The 26,372-nt window shown below is 52.5% G+C and carries 28 protein-coding genes; 16 read left to right on the plus strand and 12 right to left on the minus strand.

Annotated features, from left to right (window positions below; all coding sequences use genetic code 11):
- The first annotated feature begins 111 nt into the window (after positions 1-111).
- The 5 genes from cytR (at position 112) to rraA (ending at position 5,005) form a co-directional block, all read left to right on the plus strand.
- A complete protein-coding gene (gene cytR, locus HA51_RS16085; RefSeq protein WP_425435753.1) occupies positions 112-1,185 on the plus strand; it encodes a DNA-binding transcriptional regulator CytR in 1,074 nt (357 codons plus the stop codon).
- Positions 1,186-1,361: 176 nt separating this feature from the next.
- The gene (gene ftsN / locus HA51_RS16090) at positions 1,362-2,282 is read left to right on the plus strand and encodes a cell division protein FtsN (protein ID WP_084935632.1); all 921 of its coding nucleotides are present in this window, start codon (positions 1,362-1,364) and stop codon (positions 2,280-2,282) included.
- Between the two features lie 205 nt (positions 2,283-2,487).
- Positions 2,488-3,018 (plus strand): ATP-dependent protease subunit HslV, encoded by a 531-nt coding sequence (gene hslV, locus HA51_RS16095; protein WP_071885763.1) that lies wholly within the window; start codon positions 2,488-2,490, stop codon positions 3,016-3,018.
- A gap of 10 nt (positions 3,019-3,028) precedes the next feature.
- Complete coding sequence (gene hslU / locus HA51_RS16100; protein ID WP_084935633.1) at positions 3,029-4,366, plus strand: ATP-dependent protease ATPase subunit HslU; 1,338 nt, start codon at positions 3,029-3,031, stop codon at positions 4,364-4,366.
- A gap of 153 nt (positions 4,367-4,519) precedes the next feature.
- Positions 4,520-5,005 carry a ribonuclease E activity regulator RraA gene (gene rraA, locus HA51_RS16105; RefSeq protein ID WP_039328319.1) on the plus strand — a complete coding sequence of 162 codons (486 nt, stop codon included), beginning with the start codon at positions 4,520-4,522 and terminating at the stop codon, positions 5,003-5,005.
- A 53-nt stretch (positions 5,006-5,058) separates the two neighbouring features.
- Here the strand turns inward: rraA and zapB are convergent, their stop codons facing one another.
- Positions 5,059-5,298: a cell division protein ZapB gene (gene zapB / locus HA51_RS16110; RefSeq protein WP_034823745.1), complete on the minus strand. Its 240-nt coding sequence runs from the start codon at positions 5,296-5,298 to the stop codon at positions 5,059-5,061.
- Between the two features lie 421 nt (positions 5,299-5,719).
- Between zapB and HA51_RS16115 the strand changes: the two genes are divergently transcribed.
- From HA51_RS16115 to glpX, 3 genes are all read left to right on the plus strand, one after another.
- On the plus strand, positions 5,720-6,568 hold the full coding sequence (locus tag HA51_RS16115; RefSeq protein WP_084935634.1) for an MIP/aquaporin family protein: 849 nt from the start codon (positions 5,720-5,722) through the stop codon (positions 6,566-6,568).
- 29 nt (positions 6,569-6,597) lie between these two features.
- Positions 6,598-8,109 (plus strand): glycerol kinase GlpK, encoded by a 1,512-nt coding sequence (glpK, locus tag HA51_RS16120; protein WP_084935635.1) that lies wholly within the window; start codon positions 6,598-6,600, stop codon positions 8,107-8,109.
- 97 nt (positions 8,110-8,206) lie between these two features.
- Positions 8,207-9,217: a class II fructose-bisphosphatase gene (glpX, locus tag HA51_RS16125; RefSeq protein WP_084935636.1), complete on the plus strand. Its 1,011-nt coding sequence runs from the start codon at positions 8,207-8,209 to the stop codon at positions 9,215-9,217.
- Here the strand turns inward: glpX and emrD are convergent.
- The gene (emrD, locus tag HA51_RS16130) at positions 9,207-10,403 is read right to left on the minus strand and encodes a multidrug efflux MFS transporter EmrD (RefSeq protein ID WP_084935637.1); all 1,197 of its coding nucleotides are present in this window, start codon (positions 10,401-10,403) and stop codon (positions 9,207-9,209) included. The two genes, glpX and emrD, sit on opposite strands and share 11 nt — an antisense overlap.
- A gap of 290 nt (positions 10,404-10,693) precedes the next feature.
- On the opposite strand from emrD, the gene fpr reads away from it, so the two are divergent.
- The 3 genes from fpr (at position 10,694) to tpiA (ending at position 13,023) form a co-directional block, all read left to right on the plus strand.
- Complete coding sequence (fpr, locus tag HA51_RS16135) at positions 10,694-11,440, plus strand: ferredoxin--NADP(+) reductase (protein ID WP_084935638.1); 747 nt, start codon at positions 10,694-10,696, stop codon at positions 11,438-11,440.
- A gap of 105 nt (positions 11,441-11,545) precedes the next feature.
- Positions 11,546-12,136: a YiiQ family protein gene (locus HA51_RS16140; RefSeq protein WP_084935639.1), complete on the plus strand. Its 591-nt coding sequence runs from the start codon at positions 11,546-11,548 to the stop codon at positions 12,134-12,136.
- Between the two features lie 119 nt (positions 12,137-12,255).
- Positions 12,256-13,023, plus strand: a complete 768-nt coding sequence (gene tpiA, locus HA51_RS16145) for a triose-phosphate isomerase (protein WP_084935640.1) — start codon at positions 12,256-12,258, stop codon at positions 13,021-13,023.
- Positions 13,024-13,135: 112 nt separating this feature from the next.
- Here tpiA and HA51_RS16150 read toward each other — a convergent pair whose 3' ends face one another.
- The 5 genes from HA51_RS16150 to cpxP all read right to left on the minus strand — a co-directional run bounded on the left by HA51_RS16150 (position 13,136) and on the right by cpxP (position 17,946).
- Entirely contained in the window at positions 13,136-13,894 is a 759-nt protein-coding gene (locus HA51_RS16150; RefSeq protein ID WP_084935708.1) for a CDP-diacylglycerol diphosphatase, read from the minus strand.
- Between the two features lie 130 nt (positions 13,895-14,024).
- Positions 14,025-15,014, minus strand: coding sequence for a sulfate ABC transporter substrate-binding protein (locus tag HA51_RS16155; RefSeq protein ID WP_084935641.1), 990 nt, complete (start codon positions 15,012-15,014; stop codon positions 14,025-14,027).
- A 147-nt stretch (positions 15,015-15,161) separates the two neighbouring features.
- On the minus strand, positions 15,162-16,124 hold the full coding sequence (gene pfkA / locus HA51_RS16160) for a 6-phosphofructokinase (RefSeq protein WP_084935642.1): 963 nt from the start codon (positions 16,122-16,124) through the stop codon (positions 15,162-15,164).
- 206 nt (positions 16,125-16,330) lie between these two features.
- Positions 16,331-17,233 (minus strand): CDF family cation-efflux transporter FieF, encoded by a 903-nt coding sequence (gene fieF / locus HA51_RS16165; protein WP_084935643.1) that lies wholly within the window; start codon positions 17,231-17,233, stop codon positions 16,331-16,333.
- A gap of 200 nt (positions 17,234-17,433) precedes the next feature.
- Positions 17,434-17,946 (minus strand): cell-envelope stress modulator CpxP, encoded by a 513-nt coding sequence (cpxP, locus tag HA51_RS16170; protein ID WP_084935644.1) that lies wholly within the window; start codon positions 17,944-17,946, stop codon positions 17,434-17,436.
- 150 nt (positions 17,947-18,096) lie between these two features.
- On the opposite strand from cpxP, the gene cpxR reads away from it, so the two are divergent.
- Genes cpxR through trmL form a run of 3 tightly spaced genes read left to right on the plus strand, consistent with a single transcriptional unit; the run spans position 18,097 to position 20,677 of the window.
- Positions 18,097-18,795 (plus strand): envelope stress response regulator transcription factor CpxR, encoded by a 699-nt coding sequence (gene cpxR, locus HA51_RS16175; RefSeq protein WP_084935645.1) that lies wholly within the window; start codon positions 18,097-18,099, stop codon positions 18,793-18,795.
- Entirely contained in the window at positions 18,792-20,168 is a 1,377-nt protein-coding gene (cpxA, locus tag HA51_RS16180; protein WP_084935646.1) for an envelope stress sensor histidine kinase CpxA, read from the plus strand. Before cpxR ends, cpxA begins: the two co-directional genes overlap by 4 nt.
- 35 nt (positions 20,169-20,203) lie before the next feature.
- Positions 20,204-20,677, plus strand: a complete 474-nt coding sequence (gene trmL, locus HA51_RS16185; protein ID WP_084935647.1) for a tRNA (uridine(34)/cytosine(34)/5-carboxymethylaminomethyluridine(34)-2'-O)-methyltransferase TrmL — start codon at positions 20,204-20,206, stop codon at positions 20,675-20,677.
- Here the strand turns inward: trmL and cysE are convergent.
- From cysE to HA51_RS16210, 5 genes are all read right to left on the minus strand, one after another.
- A complete protein-coding gene (cysE, locus tag HA51_RS16190) occupies positions 20,674-21,489 on the minus strand; it encodes a serine O-acetyltransferase (protein WP_084935648.1) in 816 nt (271 codons plus the stop codon). The two genes, trmL and cysE, sit on opposite strands and share 4 nt — an antisense overlap.
- A gap of 67 nt (positions 21,490-21,556) precedes the next feature.
- The gene (gpsA, locus tag HA51_RS16195) at positions 21,557-22,576 is read right to left on the minus strand and encodes an NAD(P)H-dependent glycerol-3-phosphate dehydrogenase (protein WP_084935649.1); all 1,020 of its coding nucleotides are present in this window, start codon (positions 22,574-22,576) and stop codon (positions 21,557-21,559) included.
- A complete protein-coding gene (gene secB / locus HA51_RS16200) occupies positions 22,576-23,040 on the minus strand; it encodes a protein-export chaperone SecB (RefSeq protein WP_084935650.1) in 465 nt (154 codons plus the stop codon). The genes gpsA and secB overlap by 1 nt, the downstream gene beginning before the upstream one ends.
- Positions 23,041-23,079: 39 nt before the next feature.
- Positions 23,080-23,334, minus strand: coding sequence for a glutaredoxin 3 (grxC, locus tag HA51_RS16205; protein WP_084935651.1), 255 nt, complete (start codon positions 23,332-23,334; stop codon positions 23,080-23,082).
- A gap of 17 nt (positions 23,335-23,351) precedes the next feature.
- A complete protein-coding gene (locus tag HA51_RS16210; RefSeq protein WP_084935652.1) occupies positions 23,352-23,783 on the minus strand; it encodes a rhodanese-like domain-containing protein in 432 nt (143 codons plus the stop codon).
- 249 nt (positions 23,784-24,032) lie between these two features.
- Between HA51_RS16210 and envC the strand changes: the two genes are divergently transcribed.
- On the plus strand, positions 24,033-25,334 hold the full coding sequence (gene envC, locus HA51_RS16215) for a murein hydrolase activator EnvC (protein ID WP_084935653.1): 1,302 nt from the start codon (positions 24,033-24,035) through the stop codon (positions 25,332-25,334).
- A 3-nt stretch (positions 25,335-25,337) separates the two neighbouring features.
- Positions 25,338-26,243 (plus strand): divergent polysaccharide deacetylase family protein, encoded by a 906-nt coding sequence (locus HA51_RS16220; protein ID WP_084935709.1) that lies wholly within the window; start codon positions 25,338-25,340, stop codon positions 26,241-26,243.
- The last annotated feature ends 129 nt before the right edge of the window (positions 26,244-26,372 follow it).

Here is a 26,372-nt window from a genome sequence, read left to right on the forward strand (position 1 = left end):
TGCGAGCCAGATCGAAAAAAGTCGCACAAGTCACAATTTTTATGCAAATTAAGTAACAACCTCACCCGGCGTTGGGTTATCAATAGTGCCCGTCCCGGCTGAAGCCCGGCAATGTCTGAAATCAATGCGCTGTACCGCGTCAGGAGTTATACGTTGGACCAGAAGCAACCCTCATCCGCAGCCACCATGAAAGATGTGGCCGAGAAAGCGGGCGTCTCAACCGCCACGGTTTCTCGCGCGCTGATGAATCCAGAAAAAGTCTCAGCTGCTACCCGGCAGAAAGTGGATCAGGCAGTGATTGATGTGGGCTATGCGCCACATGGCCTGGCGCGCAATGCCAAACGCGGTGAAACACAAACCATTCTGGTGATTGTGCCGGACATCTGCGACCCCTTCTTTAGCGAAATCATCCGTGGCGTTGAAGTCACGGCGGCAAAAGAGGGATATCTGGTGCTGATTGGCGACTGCGCGCATCAGGACCAACAGGAAAAAACCTTCCTCAACCTGATGCTGACGCGCCAGATCGATGGCATGGTACTTCTCGGTTCGCAGCTGCCCTTTGACGCGGGTATTGAAGAACAACGCAATTTGCCCCCGATGGTGATGGGTAACGAATTTGCACCTGAAATGGCGTTGCCGACCGTGCACATCGATAACCTGACCGCCGCGTTTGAGGCGGTAAACCATCTGTTGCAGCTCGGCCATCGCCAAATCGCCTGCATTACCGGGCCAGAGCATATCCCGCTGAGCCAGTACCGTTTACAGGGCTACATCCAGGCCCTGCGCCGCAGCAACATTGCCATCGACCCCACGATGATTGTCCATGGCGATTTCACCTTTGAAGCGGGCGCCAATGCGCTTAAACACTTGATGAGTCTGCCTGTACCGCCGAAAGCCCTTTTCTGCCATAGCGATTTAATGGCGTTAGGCGCTATGAATCAGGCAAGAAAACTGGGCATGCGCATTCCACAGGATCTTTCCGTGGTCGGTTTTGACGATATCGAGCTGGCCCAATATTACGATCCCCCCTTAACCACCGTTGCGCAGCCGCGCTTTGCCATAGGCCGTGAAGCCATGCTGCTGTTGCTGGACGAGTTGCACGGCAAACGCGTCAATAACGGCTCACGCCTGCTAGACGCGGAACTCCGTGTACGTGGCAGCACGGCGCCGGCCACAAAACGCTAAAAATAATCAGCGGTACTCTGCATTTTCAGCAGATTCTGAAGGCAGACTCTGCTGGTCAAAGTTCCAGCCCTTGAGTAACATGGCGCATTCGTTGCCGGGCATTTAACAGTACTTTTACACCCATTGTTTTAGGGTATTCGCCCAATGGCATTTTTTAAAAGGGTATCAGAACGAAAGTGGCACAGAGAGATTATGTAGGCCGCGGGCGTTCAACAGGGACGCGTCGCAAAAAACCCGCAGCGGGCCGCAGCAAGAAAAGCAAAGGCGGCTCAGGTACTTCTAAGTTGATGATAGTACTGGCTGTGGCCGTGCTGGTCACCTTTGCCGGTGGTTTATGGTTCATCTCTCATCACAAGAAAGAAGAGACTGAGGTTATCCCGAATCATAAAGCCAACGGCAACGGCCTTCCGCCTAAGCCGGAAGAGCGCTGGAAATACATCAAAGAGCTGGAAAACCGTCAAATCACTGTGCCGACGCCCACTGAGCCGTCTGCAGGCGGGGGCGTGCAATCGCAAACACAGTTGACGGATGAGCAACGCCAGCTGCTTGAGCAGATGCAGGCTGATATGCGCCAACAACCTACGCAGCTGAATGAAGTGCCGTGGAACGAGCAGACTCCCGCACAACGCCAGCAAACGTTGCAGCGTCAGCAACAAGTGCAGGTTCAGCAGCAGCAATCACAACGCCAGCAGCTACAGCTACAGCAACAATCACAGCGTCAGCAGCAACAGCTACAACAGCAGCGCCAACAGCAGGTTCAGCAACAGCAGGCCGCGCGCCAGCAGCAACAACCGGCACCGATCACCCGCGAGCCGGTGCAACAGCCGAAACCGCAGGAAACCGCAAAAGCGAAACCGGAAGAGAAAGCCACTTCGCAGCGCTGGATGGTGCAGTGTGGATCGTTTAAAGGCACTGATCAGGCGGAGTCTGTTCGCGCGGGTCTGGCATTTGAAGGTTTCGAAAGCCGTATTACCACTGGTGGTGGATGGAATCGTGTGGTTATCGGGCCGTTCAAAGACCGCAGCAGCGCTGACAGTACCGTCAAACGCTTGCACAGTTCCGGCCACGGAAGCTGTATTCCCCTCGCTCTACCCTGAATCAATCGACTCGCGGCAAGTGCGTGAATCCCCTGAGCTTACAGCAGTAAGTCACAGGGGTGAGCGCACCTCGCCATCGCACCCGCTCTATCAAGTAAGACAAATCTCGGGGTTGAAACCCTCCAAACCTACCCCATATCTGGTTGCATGATACTCCGCGCTCTGTGCGCGATGTTCCTATTCCACTGCAACAAGGGGTCTGCCCGTGACAACAATAGTAAGTGTTCGACGCAACGGCCGAGTCGTGATTGGCGGTGATGGCCAGGCAACGCTCGGCAACACCGTGATGAAAGGCAACGTGAAAAAAGTGCGTCGTCTTTACAACGACAAAGTAATCGCGGGTTTTGCTGGCGGTACCGCAGATGCCTTCACCCTATTTGAACTGTTCGAGCGCAAGCTGGAGATGCACCAAGGCCATTTGGTGAAAGCAGCGGTTGAACTGGCAAAAGACTGGCGTACTGACCGCATGCTGCGTCGCCTTGAGGCGCTGCTGGCGGTGGCTGATGAGAACTCCTCGTTGATCATCAGCGGCAACGGCGACGTCATTCAGCCTGAAAATGACCTGATTGCTATTGGTTCTGGTGGGCCTTACGCCCAGGCAGCGGCACGCGCCCTGCTGGAGAACACCGACATTGGTGCGCACGATATTGTTGAGAAGGCGCTGAATATCGCCGGTGATATCTGCATTTACACCAACCACAACATCAACTTCGAAGAATTACCGTCTAAGGCGTAAGGATCAAAACATGTCTGAGATGACTCCCCGCGAGATTGTCAGCGAGCTTAACCGCTTTATCATTGGCCAAGATGGCGCAAAGAAGGCCGTCGCCATTGCACTGCGTAACCGCTGGCGCCGCATGCAGCTCGATGAAGAGCTGCGCCATGAAGTAACGCCAAAAAACATTCTGATGATTGGCCCAACCGGTGTCGGTAAAACCGAAATCGCACGTCGTCTGGCGAAACTCGCCAACGCGCCGTTCATCAAAGTCGAAGCGACTAAATTCACTGAAGTGGGTTATGTCGGTAAAGAAGTCGATTCGATTATTCGCGATCTGACCGATTCTGCCATCAAGATGGTGCGCAGCCAGGCAATCGAGAAAAACAAATATCGTGCCGAAGAGATGGCAGAAGAGCGCATTCTGGATGTGCTGATTCCTCCCGCCAAAAACAACTGGGGCCAGGCTGAGCAAGCCGCTGAACCGTCTGCAGCACGTCAGTCTTTCCGCAAAAAACTGCGCGAAGGCCAGCTGGACGACAAAGAGATTGAGATCGACCTGGCCGCCTCTTCAGCCGGTGTTGAAATCATGGCTCCTCCTGGCATGGAAGAGATGACCAGCCAGCTGCAGTCCATGTTCCAAAACCTGGGTGGTCAGAAGCAGAAACCACGTAAGCTGAAAATCAAAGAAGCGTTGAAGCTGCTGATTGAAGAAGAAGCGGCAAAACTGGTGAACCCAGAAGAGCTGAAGCAGGATGCGATTGATGCCGTCGAGCAGCACGGCATCGTGTTCATCGATGAAATCGACAAAATCTGTAAGCGCGGCGGCCAAAACGCCGGTGGTCCTGATGTGTCACGTGAAGGCGTTCAGCGCGATTTGCTGCCACTGGTAGAAGGCTGCACCGTCTCCACCAAGCACGGTATGGTGAAGACTGACCACATCCTATTTATTGCTTCTGGCGCATTCCAGGTGGCGAGTCCATCCGATCTGATTCCAGAGTTGCAGGGTCGTCTGCCGATTCGTGTTGAGCTACAGGCGCTGACCGTGAATGACTTCGAGCGCATTCTGACTGAGCCAAACGCTTCTGTGACTGTGCAGTACAAAGCGCTGATGGGTACCGAAGGCGTAAACATTGATTTCACCGAAGATGCGGTTCGTCGTATTGCTGAAGCTGCGTGGCAGGTGAACGAAACCACTGAGAACATCGGTGCACGTCGTCTGCATACGGTGCTGGAACGTCTGATGGAAGACATTTCCTACGATGCCAGCGATCGCAACGGTGAATCCATCACCATCGATGCAGAATATGTGAGTCAACATCTGGATGAATTGGTGGCCGACGAAGATCTCAGCCGCTTTATTCTGTAATCATCCAATCATCATGCGATGCCCGGCCACTGTGTCGGGCTTTTTTTTACGCAGGATATTGATGCAGCGCTTTTTTTGACGGTTGATGATTTTGCCAACAATCCTCAGATAGCGATATACTTACCGCTCCTGTGGCAAACAGACGATATCCTCATGAAATACGATACTTCCGAACTCTGTGACATCTACCATGAAGAAGTGAATGTGGTTGAACCGCTTTTTTCTAATTTTGGCGGACGCACCTCATTCGGTGGGCAAATTACCACAGTGAAATGCTTCGAAGACAACGGTCTGCTCTACGATTTACTCGAAGAGAATGGTCGGGGTCGTGTGCTGGTGATTGACGGCGGTGGCTCAGTACGTCGTGCATTAGTGGATGCACAGTTGGCGCGTCTTGCAGCACAAAATGAGTGGGAAGGACTGGTGGTTTACGGCTCAGTGCGTCAGGTTGACGATCTGGAAGAGCTGGAAATCGGCATTCAGGCGATTGCCGCAATTCCTGTGGGTGCTGCCGGTGAAGGGATTGGCGAAAGCGACGTGCGCGTTAACTTTGGCGGCGTGACCTTCTTCTCTGGCGACCATCTGTATGCCGATAATACCGGCATCATCTTGTCGGAAGACGCACTCGATATCGAGTAAGCCACAACAAAAACGGGTGCCGCAGCACCCGCCATGGGTTTAAGCATAGACGCTTAAACCTCTTCCATTTTTCCCAACAGTGCACGCAGACGCTCCTGCCACACGTGCTGTTCTTCTTTAAGATGCTGGTTTTCACGCACCAGGGCATCCTGGTTGCCAGAAGCCTGGCTGGCTTCGTTGCGCAGCGTATTATTCTGATCTTTCAGCTCTTCAATTTCCATCTGCAGCAGGGTGATGGTATCAATCGCCTGCTGTACTTTCGCTTCCAGTTTCTCGAACACTTCAAATGACATCTTTCTGACCTCTCCTAAATCTTTTGCAAGGCGTTGATGGTGCTGGGACTGCCTTGTTATGGTGCGTCCAGCCACGATGTCTCGATTGTATGTAGCCAAACCCCGCAAGTCCAGCGGCGCAAGGCCTGCTAGGGCGGTCTGTAACACTTTTCAGTTAATGCTTAAAAAAACGCTCATGTTCGCGCATTTTTGCGCGCGGTCACGATATTGGACTTAGGTAAAGCAGGGTTAATGGGTCTTAAAGAAAGGTAAAAGACGCGAAAACGCGCATTTTTATGACACAGTACACATATTTCGATTTCGCTATTTCTCGTTTATGCTCGTTAACGATAAATTCACAACAGCCCTACATAAGAGCTGGGTGACTCATGGATTGAGAACAAAAACTGATAAAATTTAACCTCGCTTCAGGAATGCCATTATGAGTCAGACAACGAACACACTTAAAGGTCAGTGCATAGCCGAGTTTCTCGGTACCGGTTTGATTATCTTTTTTGGTGCGGGCTGTGTCGCTGCACTGAAACTGGCTGGTGCCGCATTCGGTCAGTGGGAAATTTGTATCATCTGGGGTCTGGCTGTCTCCATGGCAGTTTATCTCAGTGCTGGTGTGTCAGGCGCGCATTTGAATCCGGCCGTTACGGTCGCGCTGTGCCTGTTCGCTAACTTTGAAGGCCGTAAAGTTCTGCCTTACATCCTGGCGCAGGTTGCCGGAGCCTTCTGTGCGGCAGCGCTGGTTTACGGTCTCTACTACAATTTGTTCTTTGACTACGAAGCCAGCCATCAAATGGTGCGTGGCAGCGTGCAGAGTCTCGACCTGGCCGGCATCTTCTCCACCTATCCGAACCCACATATCAGTGTAGGTCAGGCATTCTTGGTTGAGATGGTGATTACTGCAGTATTAATGGCCGTTATCATGGCGCTGACCGATGACGGCAATGGTGTGCCACGTGGTCCACTGGCACCGCTGCTCATTGGTCTACTGGTTGCCGTCATTGGTGGTTCAATGGGTCCGCTGACCGGCTTCGCACTTAACCCAGCGCGTGACTTCGGTCCGAAACTGTTTGCTTTCATCGCAGGTTGGGGTCAAGTCGCCTTTACCGGTGGTAAAGATATTCCTTACTTCCTGGTTCCGATCTTTGGCCCATTAGTCGGTGCCTGCCTCGGTGCCTTCGGTTACCGTTCACTGATTGGCCGTCATCTGCCTGTCAGTGTGGTGGAAACCAGCACAACAGAAAAACCGGTCGCCCGCGCTGAGCAGCGTAAAGCGTAAGTTTCATCGTTAATCATCAGGAAAATAAAATGACTACGACTGATAAAAAATACATTCTCGCGCTCGATCAGGGCACTACCAGCTCTCGTGCCGTTGTTCTCGATCATGACGCGAACATTGTCGCCGTCTCACAGCGTGAATTCACTCAGATCTACCCAAAAGCGGGTTGGGTTGAGCATGACCCAATGGACATTTGGGCATCACAAAGCTCGACCTTGGTTGAAGTACTGGCACATGCCGACATCCGTTCTGATGAGATTGCCGCGATTGGTATCACCAACCAGCGCGAAACGGCCATTGTATGGGATAAAGAGACCGGTAAGCCGATTTACAACGCCATTGTCTGGCAGGATCCACGTACTGCGGACTACTGTAACAAGCTGAAAAAAGAGGGTCTGGAAGAGTATATCCAGCACACCACCGGTTTGGTGATTAACCCGTACTTCTCAGGCACTAAAGTAAAGTGGATTCTCGATCACGTTGAAGGCGCACGTGAGCGTGCAAAACGTGGCGAGTTGCTGTTCGGAACAGTAGATACCTGGCTGGTGTGGAAAATGACCCAAGGTCGTGTTCACATCACCGACCACACCAACGCCTCGCGTACCATGATGTATAACATTCACGATCTGAAGTGGGATGATCGCATGTTAGAGATTCTGGATATTCCGCGCGAAATGCTGCCGGAAGTGAAAGGCTCTTCTGAGATCTACGGTCAGACTAACATTGGTGGTAAAGGCGGTACGCGTATTCCAATCGCGGGTATTGCGGGTGACCAGCAGGCAGCACTGTATGGCCAACTGTGCGTACAGCCGGGTATGGCGAAAAATACCTACGGCACAGGTTGCTTCATGTTGATGAACACCGGTACTGAAGCCGTCACCTCCACTCATGGTCTGCTGACCACCATCGCTTGCGGTCCGCGTGGTGAAGTGAACTATGCGCTGGAAGGTGCGGTATTTATCGGCGGTGCATCCATTCAGTGGCTGCGCGATGAGATGAAGATGATCAGTGACTCTACTGACTCCGAATACTTCGCCCTGAAAGTGAAAGACTCCAATGGCGTATACATGGTGCCCGCCTTTACCGGCTTGGGTGCGCCCTACTGGGATCCGTATGCGCGTGGTGCCATCTTCGGCCTGACGCGCGGTGCGAATGCTAACCACATTATCCGCGCTACGCTGGAATCGATCGCGTACCAGACGCGTGACGTACTGGAAGCGATGCAGAATGATGCGGGCACCCGTCTGCAATCTCTGCGCGTGGATGGCGGTGCGGTCGCCAACAACTTCCTGATGCAGTTCCAGTCTGACATTCTGGGTACGCGTGTTGAACGTCCAGAAGTGCGTGAAGTCACGGCGTTGGGTGCCGCATACCTTGCTGGTTTGGCAGTGGGCTTCTGGAACGATCTCGAAGAAGTCCGCGCGAAAGCCGTGATTGAGCGTGAGTTCCGTCCAAGCATCGAAACCACCGAGCGTAACGTGCGTTATGCCGGCTGGAAAAAAGCGGTAGCTCGTGCGCAGGCATGGGAAGACGCAGAGTAAAAACCTTCACACCCGCGGCGCTCTGCCGCGGGTTTTTCTCCCCGCCCTGTTTTCCCCCCGTGCTACACTGCTTGCCTGTTTTTTATCAGGTGCCACCATGAAACGAGAACTCGCGATTGAATTTTCCCGTGTGACCGAAGCCGCTGCATTAGCGGGCTATCACTGGTTAGGACGCGGCGATAAAAATGCGGCCGACGGCGCAGCCGTTCACGCCATGCGCATTATGCTCAACACCATCGATATCGACGGCCAGATTGTGATTGGCGAAGGCGAAATCGACGAAGCGCCGATGCTGTATATCGGAGAAAAAGTCGGTACTGGTCGCGGCGATGCCGTGGATATCGCGGTTGATCCGATTGAAGGTACACGCATGACAGCGATGGGCCAGGCTAATGCGCTGGCGGTGTTGGCGGTGGGCGATAAAGGCAGTTTTCTGCACGCACCTGATATGTACATGGAAAAGCTGATAGTTGGGCCTGGCGCACGCGGCGCCATTGATCTCAACTTACCGCTGGAAGCCAATCTGAAAAATATCGCGATGGCACTCGATAAACCGCTTAGCCAGTTAACCGTCTCCATTCTGGCAAAGCCACGTCATGACGCGATCATTGCCCAACTGCAGCAGCTTGGCGTGCGCGTATTCTCTTTCCCAGATGGCGATGTGGCCGCGTCAATTTTGACCTGCATGCCGGATAGCGAAGTCGATGTGATGTACGGCATCGGCGGCGCGCCGGAAGGCGTGGTATCAGCAGCGGTGATCCGCGCGATGGATGGTGACATGCAGGCACGTTTACTGGCACGCCATGAAGTCAAAGGCGACAACGCAGAAAATCGTCGTCTTGGCGAAAACGAGCTGCAACGTTGCGCTGAGATGGGCATCAAAGCCGGGGAAGTGTTGAAACTCGAAGAGATGGCGCGTAACGATAACGTCATTTTTGCGGCCACCGGCATTACCACCGGTGACTTATTGAAAGGCATCACACGTAACGGCAACATCGCCACCAGTGAAACCCTGCTGGTGCGCGGCAAATCACGCACCATCCGCCGCATCCAGTCGATTCACTATCTGGATCGCAAAGACGCGGCGCTGCATCAATTCATCCTGTAATCGCCTGTTTGCCGCTCTCCGGATGGCGTGAGAGCGGCCACCAGCACAGCAGCATCACCAACGACGTAACAAACATCAGCATGCCAAGGCTCGACTGATCGTGCTGTGGCAACAGCGCCGAAAGCCACGCAATCACACCAGAACCTAAATTCTGCAATCCACCAATCAGTGCACCCGCGCTCCCGGCTAACCACGCATACGGCTCCATCGCGCCGGAAGTGGCCAGTGGGAACAACATACCGGCACCGAAGAAGAACAGCGCAGCAGGCACCAGTAACGTCCAGATATTCATCACGCCGAACCAGGCTGGGATCCACATCAGTAAGCCCGCTAATAAGCAGCTATTCACGCCATACCACATCAGCGTATGCCATGATTTTTGTTCGCGTCCGGCAAACCACGCACCAAAGAACGCCGCTGGAATCGGCAGGATAAACAGAATACTGACGGTCAGCCCATCCAGACCCAGCACTCCACCCAGCAGCACGCCACAGCTGGCTTCAAACACCGCAATACCCGCCAGTGCGCCAATCAGCAGCAGTAGAAACCGTACAAAGTTACCGTCACCTAGCAAGGTGGCATAACGACGCAGAAACGGCGTGACGGGCGTCTCAACTGGGCGCGTTTCCGGCAGCCAGCGCGCCATCGAGCCCGTTACTGCGACGCACAACAACAGCAGGAAGGCAAAACATGCGTGCCAGCCAAATAGGTGCGTTAGCAACGCACCAATCACCGGTGCCAGCAATGGGCTCACTAAAATGCCCATATTCAGCAGGCTGTTGGCTTGGCGTAGCGCAATCCCTGAATACAGATCGCGCGGCATGGTACGTGCCATCACACCCGCGACGCCCGTGCCTAAACCCTGCACCGCGCTACCCAATACCAGAATCTGCAAGGATGGCGCGAACATGGCGATCAACGCACCCACGGCAAAGATCGTCATGCCCACCAGGATCACCGGACGGCGGCCAAAGCTGTCTGACAATGGCCCGTAGATCAGCTGCGATCCACCGTAGGTCATCAGATAAGCGGCCATCACCTGCTGCATAGTGCCGCTACGCACATTGAGTGCCTCAGCCATGTTCGCCATCGCCGGCACATAGATGGTTTGCGCCATCTGCCCCACCGCCACTAAGACGATCAGCATGAATAACAGGAAGCGGTTTTGCGTTTTATTAGTCAACATGGAACAAAATGTCTGCCTGAGAAACAAAATAAAGACAGCATGAAAAAATGCCGCCAACAATGAATGGCGGCAAAAATATCAGGATTCAGTGACAAATCGAGAGGCGAGCGGAAAGCGGTAGCGTCTAAGGTGTCAAGATTACGTACCGGGTCGTAACCCGACCGCTACAGTTGATGTGGAGTGCGCACTATTTGTCGTTGAGAGCCCTTTGCCCACCATGGGGGTAGAAATCTATTGGATGGCTGGCGATGATAATCACATGCCTGAATAATCAACAATAAGGAGCGAACATGGCAGAGTGGATTAATGCTGAAGTTGAAGAGGTCAAGAACTGGACCGATGCCCTGTTCAGTCTGCGCGTCAGGGCGCCAATCGATGCCTTCACCGCGGGGCAGTTTGCCAAGCTGGCGTTGGAAATTGACGGCGAACGCGTGCAGCGCGCCTACTCTTACGTCAATGCGCCGCAGGATCCGCTGCTGGAGTTCTACCTGGTCACGGTACCTGAGGGCAAACTCAGCCCGCGTTTACAGACGTTACAGCCCGGCGATCAGGTGATGGTGACCAAAGAAGCCGCCGGATTCTTTGTCCTCGACGAAATTCCTGACTGTAATACCCTGTGGATGTTGGCAACGGGCACTGCTATCGGCCCTTATTTGTCGATTCTCCAGCAGGGAGAAGGTCTGGAGCGCTTCGATAATATTGTGTTGGTGCATGCCGCTCGCTTTGCCGACGATCTGAGCTTTTTACCGCTGATGCAACAGCTACAACAGCGCTATCAAGGCAAATTGCATATCCAGACCGTTGTCAGCCGCGAGGACATTGCCGGCTCCTTGCATGGCCGTGTACCCCAGTTAATTGAAAGTGGCGAACTGGAGCGCGCAGTGGGTTTGCCGATGACTGCCGATACCAGCCATGTGATGCTGTGTGGCAACCCGCAGATGGTACGTGATACCCAGCAATTACTGAAAGACTCACGTGAAATGCGTAAACATTTCAAACGCAAACCGGGCCATATGACCAGTGAACATTATTGGTAATTGGCCAAGTGTGAATAATCTGAAATTTTCGCAGTACGAGTTTTGACTTTGGTCGGTAAAAACCGTTCTAATCGTGGGCTAAGTGAATGATTTAGGGCCGATGCAATGAAGAACCTGCCAGTCGCGCTGCTTGTTAGCCTCGCACTGACATTTCCCGTCTGGGCGGAAGACGCTCCTGCGCAAGATCGTAGCGATCATCTGCCTGCTGCGCCCTATTTGCTGGCGGGCGCGCCCACCTTTGACATGACCATTGCACAATTCCGCGAAAAGTATAATGCGGCTAACCCCGATCAGCCGCTATTGGAATACCGCGCGATAGACAATCGTGACGACAAAAGTAACCTGACACGTGCTGCCAGTAAGATCAGTGAAACGCTTTACGCTTCCACTGCGTTGGAACAAGGCACCGGGAAAATCAAAACGCTGCAAATCACTTGGCTTCCGGTTCCCGGTCCCGATATGAAAGCTGCGCAGGCTCGCGCCATGGACTATATGACCGCCCTGCTACGCTTTTTCGTTCCTGGATTGTCGGCTGAAGATGGGCGTAAAAAACTCGATTCACTTCTCAGTGCGGGCAAAGGCGTACGCTATTTTGCACGTACCGAAGGTGCACTGCGTTTCGTGGTGGCGGATAACGGCGACAAGGGTTTGACCTTCGCCGTCGAACCGATAAAACTGTCGCTCGCGACCCCCTGATCCCCCGGCAAAAATGACGAAAAGCAAAGCCAGCGGCACATTTGATCTCTATACTGTCTGGCAGACATCGCTGCCCGATGGCAGCGCTATTTCATGAATCGCGTTATGCGGAGGAAAGAATGCGACATCCACTGGTTATGGGTAACTGGAAGCTGAACGGCAGTAAGCACATGGCGGGCGAGCTGATCGAAGGTCTGCGCAAAGAACTGTCTGGTGTGGAAGGTTGTGGTGTAGCGATTGCCCCACCGGCTATCTATCTTGACCTGGCAAAACACGCCATTTCCGGTAGCCACATTGCACTGGGTGCTCAGAACGTAGACGTAAATTTGTCTGGCGCATTCACCGGTGAAACCTCCGCAGACATGCTGAAAGACGTCGGCGCGAAATACATCATTATCGGCCACTCTGAACGCCGTACTTACCACAAAGAAAGCGACGAGTTCATTGCGAAGAAATTTGCTGTGCTGAAAGCAGCAGGTCTGATCCCTGTGCTGTGCATCGGCGAAACTGAAGCAGAAAACGAAGCGGGCAAAACCGAAGAAGTCTGTGCACGTCAGATCGACGCTGTATTGGAAACTCAAGGTGCTGCTGCGTTTGAAGGTGTGGTGGTGGCTTATGAGCCAGTTTGGGCTATCGGCACCGGCAAATCAGCTACTCCAGCTCAGGCACAAGCCGTGCACAAATTCATCCGTGATCATATCGCGAAGAAAGATGCTGCGATTGCTCAGCAGGTCATCATTCAGTACGGCGGTTCGGTTAACGACAAAAACGCCGCAGAACTGTTCACCCAGCCAGATATCGATGGCGCACTGGTGGGCGGTGCTTCATTGAAAGCAGATGCCTTCGCAGTGATCGTTAAAGCCGCTGCTGCAGCGAAAAACGCGTAAGTTTTCCGCTTGGCAATAAGGCGGCTAATCAGCCGCCTTTTTTTGTTCATCATAAACGGCGACACTGCGGGTACTTTTCCTGCGCGTTGCACGTCCACGATGAAGCCAGCGACTAATGATCTAAAATCTTGCAGTTATGATCCTGCAACTCCTCGGCCGACCCGCTATTCAACTTTAGCCAATTCCGCTCTAACGCCAGCAGGGCCAAACGCCCATCCGACAGTTCTGCCAACGCTAATCCATATTTGCCCATTTCCATGCGCGCATTCGGCACCTCTTCCGCTAAACGGATAAAGGCACTTTGCTGCGCCAGCTCCGCAGTGGACAGTGTGCGAATCAGATAATGGTGTTTTCGCAACGTGGCGGATTGCCACTGTTCATTTAATCGTGCCGTCAACTGATCCAACTGCTGACGCACATCAGGCCGCAGGCAGGATATGTGAATATGCAGTTGATTCTGCGAACGACCATATTGCGCGTTAATCGCCAGCGACAATGCACTATCAGCGATCGGCTCACCACGTTTTTTTGCCAATAAACTCCGCTGCTGCCAGGCGGCGGCAAACAGGTTTGGCGTTGTGGGTTCAAGAATGATCGGGCTTTCCATGCCGGTGATTTTCTCGATCGGCATCAGCAAATACTGCAAGGGCCCGTTGAGGTCCTTTAGCGTAACGTAGCCCTGTGCAGTATTGACCTGCTGGCAAGGGGCCGGCTGGCCACTCTTTGCCATATTGGGCACACACTTCTCACTGATAATTTGCCAGAGCGCGTTGGAATTTTTCTGGAAGTGGAAGGCACTCACGATCAGCCCCACAATCAACACCAGCAATAAAACGGTTAGCAACTTCAGGGTACGACGACTTCCCTGCATGGCTGAATTCCTCAGATCATCATCTGCCAGCATCCTCGCCTGCCGTCTGGGTAAAGTCACGGACTTTTACTGCCACACAAAGCAAAACGGGCAGCACATGGCTGACCGTTTCATTCTGATGGTAATACGATTACGGTTTCATCACTTGATCGTAAGTACCACCATCGGCGAAGTGGGTCTTCTGGGCTTGCGTCCAGCCACCAAACTTGGAGTCGATAGTGAACAGTTTCACTGGTGCAAAGGTGCTGGCAAACTTCTTAGCGACTTCTGGATCACGCGGACGGTAGAAGTTTTCAGCCGCAATGGTCTGTCCTTCCGGTGAGTAGAGGTACTTGAGATACTCGTCGGCCACTTTACGCGTGCCCTGCTCATCCACCACTTTATCGACCACAGAAACGGTAGGTTCCGCCAAAATCGACTCGCTCGGCGTGATGATGTCGAATTTATCTTTGCCGAGTTTGTTCACTGCCAGATAGGCTTCATTTTCCCAAGCGATCAGCACGTCACCAATGCCACGTTCTACAAAGGTGTTGGTGGCGCCACGTGCACCGGAATCCTGAACTTCCACATTCTTAAACAGCGCTTTTACGTATGCCAGTGCTTTAGCCTGATCGCCGTTGTTTTGGTCCAGTGCCCAGCCCCACGCTGCCAGATAGTTCCAGCGTGCGCCGCCTGAAGTTTTCGGGTTCGGAGTGATGACTGAGACGCCCGGCTTAATCAAATCATTCCAATCATGGATGCCCTTCGGGTTGCCTTTACGCACCAGGAACACGATGGTGGAAGTATAAGGTGCGGAGTTATCCGGCAAGCGCTTAATCCAGTTTTTGTCGATACGACCGCGCTCAGCAATCGCATCTACGTCAGACTGCAGCGCCAACGTCACCACATCAGCACGAATGCCATTGATTACCGAGGTTGCCTGTTTACCCGAGCCACCGTGCGACTGACGAATCACTACGTTGTCGCCCGTTTCTTGCTTGTAGTGGGCGCTGAACGCTTTGTTGTATTGCTCATACAATTCACGCGTTGGATCGTAAGAAACGTTTAACAGCTGGATATCCTTGGCCAAAACACTGGTGGAAGCCAGTAACAGGGTGAAACCAATACTCCACTTGTTCATTGCTTGCTCTCCCGAGGTCGTTATAGAACAAGACTGACATAAACCAATCCAATGATTAAAGAATTAAAAATAAGTGGTTATAACTGGAGGGAATATAAGTGGAGACAAATAAGGGCACGGTGAAAGCCGCGCCCTTATTCAGTTTGATTAATAGAGTTTTTTTGCCGTATCTAACCAATCGCGCTTAAATGGACGCTTCATGTTTTCGATCGCGTCAATGATGTCATGATGCACCATCTTCTCGTTCTGGATACCGACGCAGCGACCGCCGTAACCTTGCAATAACAACTCAATGGAATAAGCACCCATGCGAGATGCCAGAATACGGTCATAGGCACATGGCGCGCCGCCACGTTGAATGTGACCCAACACGGTTGCACGCGTTTCGCGTTTGGTTTCCGCTTCGATGTAGTGCGCCAAATCGTCGATATCACAGATGTGCTCAGTAATAGCCACAATGGCGTGTTTTTTACCTTTAGCGATACCTGCTTTGATCTCCTCCACCAGTTCTTCACGGGTGTAAGGGATTTCAGGCAACACGATAAACTCACATCCGCCGGCAATCGAAGCAGCCAGTGTCAAATCGCCGCAGTAGCGGCCCATGACTTCAACAATAGAGATACGCTGGTGTGAGGATGAAGTATCACGTAGACGGTCAATGGCTTCCACTACGGTTTCCAGTGCAGTGAAATAGCCAATGGTGTAGTCAGTACCGGCAACGTCATTATCGATGGTGCCAGGCAAGCCAATGCATGGGAAGCCCATTTCGGTCAGACGTTTGGCGCCCATATAGGAGCCATCGCCGCCGATGACCACAAGTGCATCGATACCCCGTTTCTTCATGTTCTCAATGGCGATCTGACGAACTTCTTCATTGCGGAAGTCAGGAAAACGCGCGGAACCAAGGAAAGTACCACCACGGTTGATCATGTCTGACACGCTGTAGCGGTCGAGATTGATCATGCGATCTTCATACAATCCCAGATAGCCGTCGTAGATACCAAAAACTTCAAGGCCTTCACTCAGCGCGGAACGGACAACTCCGCGGATGGCTGCGTTCATGCCTGGGGCGTCACCGCCGCTGGTCAGTACTCCGATTTTTTTGATCATGACAACCTCTGGATTGTTCAAAACTAAGGATTATGTCTGCCAGCCGATCAGTGTAACCCGCTCACGATCGTGCGGCTTAATAGTTGCAGATAGTATATCAAAGGCTTGATGCTGAATTGATTCAGGTCAGACAAGTTTTCGCTAATTTTTTACAGAGTTGTTAGCGTTACGTCATTTCTAACATGCAACGCCCTGATAATTAAACGCTAAAACTGGAAAAAACCTTGCTGATTTTCTGGCACCACTGAACAGGGATCCTGATGGATGATCACATCCGAGCCGGGGAATTTTTTTCGCAGTGCTTGCTCTATCTGGTCCGCGACCTGATGTGCCTGTACTAGCGGCAGGTGGTCGTCCATTTCCAGATGAAGCTGAATAAAGCGCGTCGGCCCGGATTGACGCGTGCGTAATGCGTGAGCACCGCGAACGCCCGGCCAGTCACTCACCACATTAATGATTGCCTGCTTTTCTTCTTCCGGCAGGGCGCGATCCAATAACGATTGCACGGCTTCGTAGCCCATACGCAGTGCGTTATAGAGAATATAGACGCCAATACCCAGCGCGAAGAGTGCATCAGCCCTGACAAAACCATAGCTGCTTAATACCAGTGCAACCAGAATTGCGCCATTCATCACCACATCGGATTGATAGTGCAGCATATCAGCCCGAATCGCCTGGCTGCGTGTATGCCGCACAACCCAGCGTTGGAACGTCACCAGTAACAGCGTAGAGAACAAAGCAACCACCGTCACTACGATACCCACCAGTGGCGAGCGCAACGTATTGGGGGAAGCCAGATGCTGAATGCCCGTGAGGAATAAAAACAGCGCAGAACCAGAGATGAACATGCTTTGTGCTAATGCAGCCAAGGATTCTGCTTTGCCATGGCCAAAGGTGTGATCATTATCAGCGGGTTGTAACGAGTATCGAACCACCAGCAGATTGGTGAGTGAGGCGGCAATATCCACCAGCGAATCAACCAATGCCGCTAACATGCTCACTGAACCCGTCAGCCACCAGGCGAAAATCTTCACGATCAGCAGTAACGTCGCCAGTGTAGTTGCAGCCAATGCCGCACGATTAACGAGCTTTGCATATGAGGGATCCATGCCTTGCCTCATCGAAAAGTGCGCCCACAGGCAGCACTTATAGTCATATGATGGCTAAAGTCTAACATTCCCATGCTTAGGCTGCGTGAATTGAATATTAAGCTGCTGATGCAGTAGTGAAATGATGGGCAAAAAAACCCCCGCATCATGCGGGGGAAGACAGGGATGGTGTCTATGGCAAGGAAAACAGGGATACTATGTTACTGGTTACTGCTGGTACTACTCACTGCATGCAGCGGTGATGATGGCTGCAATCCGGAGAGCTGACGTGCATCATTAAGACGTCGCTCATAATTCTTCTGCAATGTCGCTTGCTGTGCAGGCGTTAGCAGGTGATACATTTGGTTGCGAACCCGGGCCATCTCAACTTGCAGTTCAACCTGCGCGCGGGCTTGTTTCTCTGCCTGCTGCCGAATGGCCGATTCGTTAAATTTGTCTGCAATGACAAGGTCATGCATAGTTTCTATGTCTTGAACGCTTAGAACCGGGCGTTCGTGTCGCGCTTGCTGCATCAGGTCTCGCATCTGTTGCCGCTGTTGTTCAGTCAGCTCAATGCCATCGAACATGTGGCTTTGCGGATTTTGCGTCATACTGCCTGTCGTCAATCCGCCGTTCTGATGCATCTCGTCAATCGTCGTCGTGTCTGCTGCTTCTGCGCTGGCGTGACTGAGAACCATCGCTGAGGCAATGACGACGGCGGTTAAGTAGCGCATCGTTTACTCCCAGTTCGTTCCGTTTTGCGATTCAACGAGAGCTAGTGTACGGCGATGGCTGCAAACATCCGTCAGGGGGTGTAAAACTACGTAAAGCGTTGGATTGCAAGTCAAGGATCACGGTATTTTGCCTGCGGAGGGCAATAAAAAATGAATAAAATCCTGTTGGTTGATGACGACCGCGAATTAACTTCGCTGCTTAAAGAACTGCTTGAGATGGAAGGTTTTGAGGTGATTGTCGCCAGTGATGGCGAGCAGGCGCTCAACCTGTTGGATAACACCGTTGACCTGTTATTACTCGACGTCATGATGCCGAAGAAGAACGGTATCGACACATTAAAAGAGCTACGCCAGCAGCATCAAACACCGGTCATCATGCTGACCGCACGCGGCAGTGAATTGGATCGTGTTCTCGGCCTTGAGCTGGGTGCGGACGACTATCTGCCTAAACCGTTTAACGACCGCGAACTGGTCGCGCGTATCCGTGCGATTTTACGCCGTTCTAATTGGAGCGAGCAGCAACAACAGCACGACAATAGCTCACCCACGCTGGAAGTGGATTGCCTGCGCCTGAATCCCGGCCGTCAGGAAGCCAGTTTTGATACTGAAACGCTGGATCTCACTGGTACCGAATTCACCCTACTCTATTTGCTGGCGCAGCATTTAGGCCAAGTGGTTTCACGTGAACATCTCAGCCAGGAAGTGCTGGGCAAACGCCTGACGCCATTTGACCGTGCTATTGATATGCACATCTCTAACCTGCGTCGTAAATTGCCGGAACGTCGTGATGGTCACCCGTGGTTTAAAACCCTGCGCGGACGCGGCTATCTGATGGTTTCGGCATCATGATTGGAAGTTTGACCACCCGCATCTTCGCCATCTTCTGGCTTACGCTGGCGCTGGTGTTGATGCTGGTTTTAATGGTGCCCAAACTCGACTCTCGCCAGATGACATCATTGCTGGAAAGTGAGCAACGACAGGGCACCATGATTGAACAGCACGTGGAAGCAGAGCTGTCACAAGATCCCCCCAACGATTTGATGTGGTGGCGCCGGCTGTTTCGCGCGATTGATAAGTGGGCACCACCAGGCCAGCGCTTGCTGTTGGTGACCAGCGAAGGACGCGTGATCGGCGCACAGCACAATGAAATGCAGGTGATTCGTAACTTTATCGGCCAGTCTGATAACGCCGACCATCCGCAGAAAAAGAAATATGGGCGTTTAGAGATGGTGGGGCCTTTTGCCGTCCGTGACGGTGAAGATAACTATCAACTTTACCTGATTCGCCCCGCAACCAGCTCGCAGCTTGATTTTGTTAATCTACTCTTTGATCGGCCTTTACTCCTGCTGATTGTGACGATGCTGATTAGCTCACCGTTGTTGCTCTGGCTAGCGTGGAGTCTCGCTCGTCCAGCACGCAAACTTAAATATGCGGCGGATGAAGTAGCGAGCGGTAATTTACGCCAGCACCCAGAACTGGAATCCGGTCCACAAGAGTTCCTTGCAGCAGGCTCGAGCTTTAACCAAATGGTCAGCGCACTCGAACGCATGATGACGGCTCAACAGCGCCTGCTGTCCGATATCAGCCATGAACTGCGTACACCATTAACCCGACTTCAGCTGGCAACTGCGCTGTTACGTCGTCGCAATGGTGAAGGAAAAGAGCTGCAGCGCATCGAAATGGAAGCTCAGCGTCTCGATGGCATGATTAACGACCTACTGGTCTTGTCACGCACGCAACACAAGAATGCGCTCGTCAGTGAAGCAATGAAGGCTAATCAGCTGTGGAATGGCGTGCTAGAAGACGCCAAGTTTGAAGCCGAGCAGATGGGCAAAACCATGGATGTACCCTATCCGCCGGGTCCCTGGCCGCTGTACGGCAACCCGCACGCGCTGGAGAGTGCGTTGGAAAACATTGTGCGTAATGCGCTGCGTTATTCCCATAACCACATCAGCGTCAGCTTCTCAGTGGATATTCAGGGTATTACCGTTCATGTCGATGATGATGGCCCTGGCGTCAGTGCTGAGGACCGCGAGCAGATCTTCCGTCCATTTTATCGCACTGATGAAGCACGCGATCGCGAATCTGGCGGAACCGGCTTAGGTTTGGCTATCGTTGAAACCGCTGTTCAGCAACACCGTGGCTGGGTAAAAGCCGATGACAGCCCACTCGGCGGCCTGCGGCTGACACTCTGGTTACCGCTGTACTCCGCCCGTAAATAATTTGCTATGCTTCGGCCCTCGTTTCCGGGGGCCTTATGCTAAATATCGTTTTATTTGAACCTGAAATCCCGCCTAACACGGGTAACATTATTCGTCTATGTGCCAATACCGGCTTTCAATTGCATTTGATTGAGCCGCTGGGCTTTGCTTGGGATGATAAACGCCTGCGCCGTGCAGGGCTGGATTATCACGAATATACCTCGTTAAAAAAACACCCCAATTACGCCGCATTTCTCGCGTCAGAAGCGCCACAGCGCCTATTTGCTTTGACGACCAAAGGCACACCAGCACACAGTGCCGTGAGCTACCAGGAAGGGGATTATTTACTGTTTGGCCCGGAAAGCCGTGGATTGCCAGCGGAGATTCTCAACGCTCTGCCCGCTGAGCAGAAAATTCGTATTCCGATGATGGCGGAAAGTCGCAGTATGAACTTATCGAACGCCGTATCGGTGGTGGTTTATGAAGCCTGGCGCCAGCTTGGGTACGCTGGCGCACTGATCAAGGATTAGATACCGTCGCCATATTCAAAGCCAGCGCCAGTAAAGTGCTGGTCCATATCCATTGACGGTTTATCACTGGTAGGTTTGCCGACAATACGCGCCGGTACGCCTGCCGCGGTGGTGTGCGGTGGCACGGGTTGCAGTACGACAGATCCGGCGCCAATTTTTGCGCCGCGGCCGACTTCGATATTGCCCAGAATTTTGGCACCGGCACCAATCATCACACCTTCACGGATTTTCGGATGGCGATCGCCACTGGTTTTCCCCGTGCCCCCTAGCGTAACTGATTGCAAAATCGACACGTCGTTCTCGACCACTGCTGTTTCACCAATAACAATGCCGGTTGCATGGTCAAGCATGATTCCGCGACCAATACGTGCAGCCGGGTGAATGTCGACAGCGAAAGAGACCGAAATCTCATTCTGCAAATAGACGGCCAGTGCGCGACGTCCCTCTTTCCACAACCAATGGCCAATGCGGTACGCCTGCAGCGCATGAAAGCCCTTCAGGTATAACAGTGGCGTGGAGTATTTATCGACCGCTGGGTCACGCTGACGCACCGCCTGAATATCATAAGCCGCAGAGACGATCATCTCCGGGTCTTCACGGTAAGCTTCTTCAACGATTTCGCGTACGGCGATGGCTGGCATGATGGGATTAGCGAGCTTATTCGCCAGCATATAGCTCAGCGCGCTACCGAGATTTTCATGCTTGAGCAATGTCGCGTGATAAAAACTGGCCAGCATAGGTTCACAATCAGCCAGCGCTCTGGCTTCAGCTTTGATGTTGTTCCAGACCAGTTCTAACTCTTCTGACGACATTGCTATGTGCTCCCGATAAAAAAAGCGCCTGAGAGGCGCTGCAGGTGGTTTAGCTGAGCATCTTGCTTCAGCTTTGGCTGTTTTCGTCCTTCCTTGCACGGCCAAGTAAACTCAATGCTGCCTCCCGCGCCGATTTTTCGCAATACAGGACCTGATAAATCTGCTCGGTGATGGGCATTTCAACCCCCATGCGTGCCGCCAACGCTTTGACTTCTTTAGTGTTTCTATAGCCTTCTACAACTTGTCCGATAATGCGCTGCGCCTCATCAACACTTTCGCCCTGTCCCAACATCATGCCAAAACGTCGATTGCGTGATTGATTATCGGTACAAGTCAGCACTAAATCGCCCAGTCCTGCCATTCCCATGAAGGTGGTCGGGTCGGCACCCAATGCGGCGCCCAGGCGGCTCATTTCTGTTAATCCACGTGTAATAAGCGCAGTACGCGCGTTAGCGCCAAAACCAATCCCATCGGAAATACCCGCACCTATAGCAATCACGTTTTTCACCGCGCCGCCAAGCTGTACGCCAATGAAATCTGGATTGTTGTAGACGCGGAAGCTTTTGCCACAGTGAAGCTTTTGCTGCAGATCTTCAGCAAATTGAGCATCGGTTGCAGCTAGCGCAATCGCAGTCGGTAATCCCGCAGCTAATTCTTTTGCAAAGGTTGGCCCAGAAATCACCGCCAGAGGAATGCTATCCCCCAGGATTTCACGGGCGACGTCCTGCAATAAACGGCCAGTCTCTTTTTCGAGTCCCTTAGTCGCCCATACGATACGAGAATCAGCGCGTAAGTGCGGCTTAAGCTGAGTCAGCACATCGCCAAAAACATGGCTGGGCACGACAACGAGCAGGTCGCGACTGGCACTGACGACAGTCGCCAGGTCGGCTTCTGGGGCAAGATTGTCGGGGAACGGAACATCGGGAAGGAATGCGGTATTGCAGCGGTCAGCCTGGAGTTGAGCCACACTTTTCGGGTTGTGGCCCCAGAGCAAAACAGGATGACCATTGCGGGCCAATGTGATGGCCAGAGCGGTGCCGTACGAGCCGGCACCGATGACGCTAATCGAAGCGTTGAGTGTAGTCATCAGGCATCCTGACGTGGCGCTTCGCCTTCACCTTGCTGCTGCAGATAGTTCATGAACAGGGCATCAAAGTTGACTGGCGCCAGATTGAGCTGCGGGAAGGTACCGCGAGACACGAGGCTGGTGATGCATTCACGTGCATACGGGAACAGGATGTTCGGGCAGTATGCACCAAGGCAATGCGCCATCTGAGTGCCTTCGATACCGCTAATAGTGAAAATACCTGCTTGCTGTACTTCGCACAGGAATGCAGTGTCTTCACCCACAGTAGCTGTCACGGTAACGCGCAGAACCACTTCATACACTTCATCAGCCAGCTGTGAAGAGGCAGTGTCCAGGTCCAGCTTGACTTCGGGTTCCCACTCTTTCTGGAAAACCTGAGGTGCATTCGGTGCTTCGTAAGAAACGTCTTTGGTGAAAACACGTTGAATCTGGAACTGCATTTCGTTAGTGCTATGTTCTGACATGTTACTAAATCCTGTGAGTTAAATTGTCTGACCGAAAAATTATGCCTGGAGTAAGGGATCAAGTCCCTGACGCCCATCCAGCGCGTAAAGATCGTCACAGCCACCAATGTGCTGCGCATCAATAAAAATCTGCGGAACTGTCGTACGACCACTACGCTGGATCATCTCTTCACGTTTCGCCGCGTCCCCATCAATGGGAATCTCTTGGTACGACACGCCTTTCTGATCCAGTAGCGCCTTTGCCCGATGGCAATAGGGGCAAGTGACTTTGGTGTAAATCTCAATATTAGCCATGTGGTTACCTCTGGGAATTATTTGCCACGTACCAGCGGCAGATTCTCGCCACTCCAGCCACTCACGCCATCTTTCAGCACGGAGACTTTCTCGAAGCCTTCGGCACTCAGTTTCGCAGCGGACTCACCTGCGCTCTGACCCGTCGCGCATACCACAATTATGGGTTGCGACTTGTGCTTTTCCAGCTCGGCAAAGCTTCCTTTTTTGATATCAGCTGCTGCAATGTTCAGCGCCCCTGAAATGTGTCCTTTGCGATAATCATCACGCGAACGCACGTCTACAACCACCGCGTCCTCTTTGTTGATCAGGTGGGTAGCTTCACCACGGCTGACGGTTTTTACCTTTGAGAACATTCCTTTAACGGTAGTCACAATCACCAGAACGAGTAAAACAACCCATGCCAGACTCAGGATGGTGTGATTGCTTGCAAACTGCATAATTTCTTGCATGAGGGGTAACGACTCCAGACCGGGCTAATAAGCTAAAACAAGGGTTCTGAGTATACCTGCGCCACTTCGCATGTACAGTCGCGAAGGGGACAGAGTTACGATTTGTGCGTCATTTTCCAAAAAAAGTGTTCTAATCGCAAAATTAAGACAAAGTTTATGCCAGTAAGCTTGGCACCGACATCTTTCGTAAAGCAAAACCCGCCCGGGATAACTGGTAAGCGGCTGTTCATCGTGGAATAATTATCGACTATGAAGGGAAAAGCGACCGTTTCATACACAAGGACCCGTTACAACGGCCCAGCGCATCCGTTGTTATTTCGCTGGTCCGAAATCTCCCTAAGCCTGCTCTGTGCGGGCGCGCTGTTGTTGCCTGTTGCCGCTCAAAGTGCAGATGACAGCAAAACCCAGCTAAAATCCATTCAGCAGAATATCGCCGAGAAAGAAAAAAGCGTTAAAGCGCAAAAAGTGCAACGCAGCAAGCTGCTGGATCAGCTGCAAAGTCAGGAAAAAGTGATTGCACAGGCCAGCCGTCAACTACGCGAAACTCACAATAGTTTGGCGGCACTCAATGGCGAAATTGCGCAAACCACCGCCTCGATATCTCGCCTGGAAAAACAGCAGGCACAGCAGGAAAAACTGCTCGCTCAGCAATTGGACGCGGCTTTCCGTCAGGGCCAGCACAATGGTTTACAGTTGCTGCTTGGCGGTGAAGAAGCACAACGCAGCGAACGCATTCTGGCTTACTTCGGCTACCTTAATGCTGCACGGCAGAAAAATATCGACGACCTCAAGCAAACTCAACAGCAGTTGGCCGATCAGCGTAAGGCATTGCAGGACAAACAAGAGCAGCAAAAATCCCTGTTAGCCCAGCAGCAGTCACAGCAAACCAAACTGGAAACCGCCAGTGCCGCGCGTAAAAAAACCCTGACGGTGCTGGAGAGTTCACTGGAAAAAGACCAAGCGGACCTGGTCGAAATGCGTGAAAACGAAAGCCGCCTGCAGGATAAAATTGCCAAAGCAGAACGTGAGGCGCGTGAGCGCGCAGAACGTGAAGCGCGCGAAGCTGAAAAAGTTCGCCAACGTCAGGCTCAAGCGAAAGCCAAGGGATCCAGCTATCAACCTACGCAGAGTGAACGCGAGTTGATGGCGCGTACCGGCGGGCTTGGCAAGCCAGGTGGACAAGCCGTTTGGCCGGTGAACGGACGTATTGAACATCGTTTCGGTGAATCCATGCAGGGTGAACTGCGCTGGAAAGGTCTGGTAATTGATGCACCAGAAGGTACCGAAGTGAAAGCCATCGCCGATGGACGCGTACTGATGGCCGATTGGTTGCAAGGCTACGGTCTGGTTGTGGTACTGGAACACGGTAAAGGCGACATGAGTCTTTACGGCTACAACCAAAGTGCGCTGGTGAGCGTCGGTACTCAGGTGAAGGCAGGACAGCCTATCGCGCTTGTGGGTACCAGCGGCGGCCGCGGCACGCCATCGCTCTACTTTGAAATCCGACGTCAGGGACAGGCCGTCAATCCACTACCGTGGTTAGGAAGATAAGTGTTGTTTCAGCCCCGAAAGCTCTCTATCGCACTCTGTGCGCTGTTTTTCACACTTTCTGCTCAGGCAGGTAAGCTCTCGATAGTGATTGATGACTTTGGTTATCGGCCCGTTGAAGAGAACAAAGTGCTGCAGATGCCGGCGGCGATTTCTGTCGCCGTACTGCCCAATGCGCCACACGCCCGCGAGATGGCAACGAAAGCCCATCAAGGTGGGCATGAGGTTCTGATCCATCTGCCAATGGCACCGCTCAGTAAACAGCCGCTTGAGAAAGATACCTTAACCCCGGAGATGAGCAGCGAAGAGATTGCTCGCATCATTCGTGATGCAACGGGTAAAGTCCCTTTCGCTGTGGGTCTGAACAACCATATGGGCAGCAAAATGACGTCGAGCTTGTCCGGTATGCAGAAAGTGATGCAGGTACTTAATCAGTACAATTATTACTTTCTCGATAGCATGACAATCGGCAACAGCCAGTCCATTCCAGCGTCACAGGGCACCCACGTTAAAGTTTTGAAACGCAGAGTGTTCCTGGATGACAGCCAAAATGAGGCATCGATTCGCGAACAGTTTACCCGCGCGGTTAAACTGGCCCAACGTGATGGCTATGCAATTGCCATTGGCCATCCGCACCCGACGACCGTTCGCGTATTACAGCAGATGCTACCTACTCTGCCCGGCGATATTACGTTGGTACGGCCTAGCCAGTTACTGAATGAGCCGTTGCATCAAGGGCCAGGTTTGAGGCCCGCGACGCCAACAAAACCGCTACCACCGAAATTTAGCGCGCCAGGTGTGTGTAAAGTCAGAAAACCACTGCCACCCGTACCCCAGCGTCGTGCGGTAGACCTGGTGATTGAAAAGGTATCAGAAAGCCCACTAATCAAACAGTTAGGCTCTCTATTCTAAGCTAATCATCAACGACACGAAAAATTAACGTTAGTCCCATTCGGGACTCGCGTTTTTTTCGCTATGATAGCGAAATTATTTCCCGCAACTAATGTCCAATCTGCCGGGTTCTTAGGGTAAATAGTCTTA

It is taken from the genome of Pantoea rwandensis (genome assembly GCF_002095475.1).
In the GTDB taxonomy this organism is placed as follows: Bacteria; Pseudomonadota; Gammaproteobacteria; order Enterobacterales; family Enterobacteriaceae; genus Pantoea; species Pantoea rwandensis.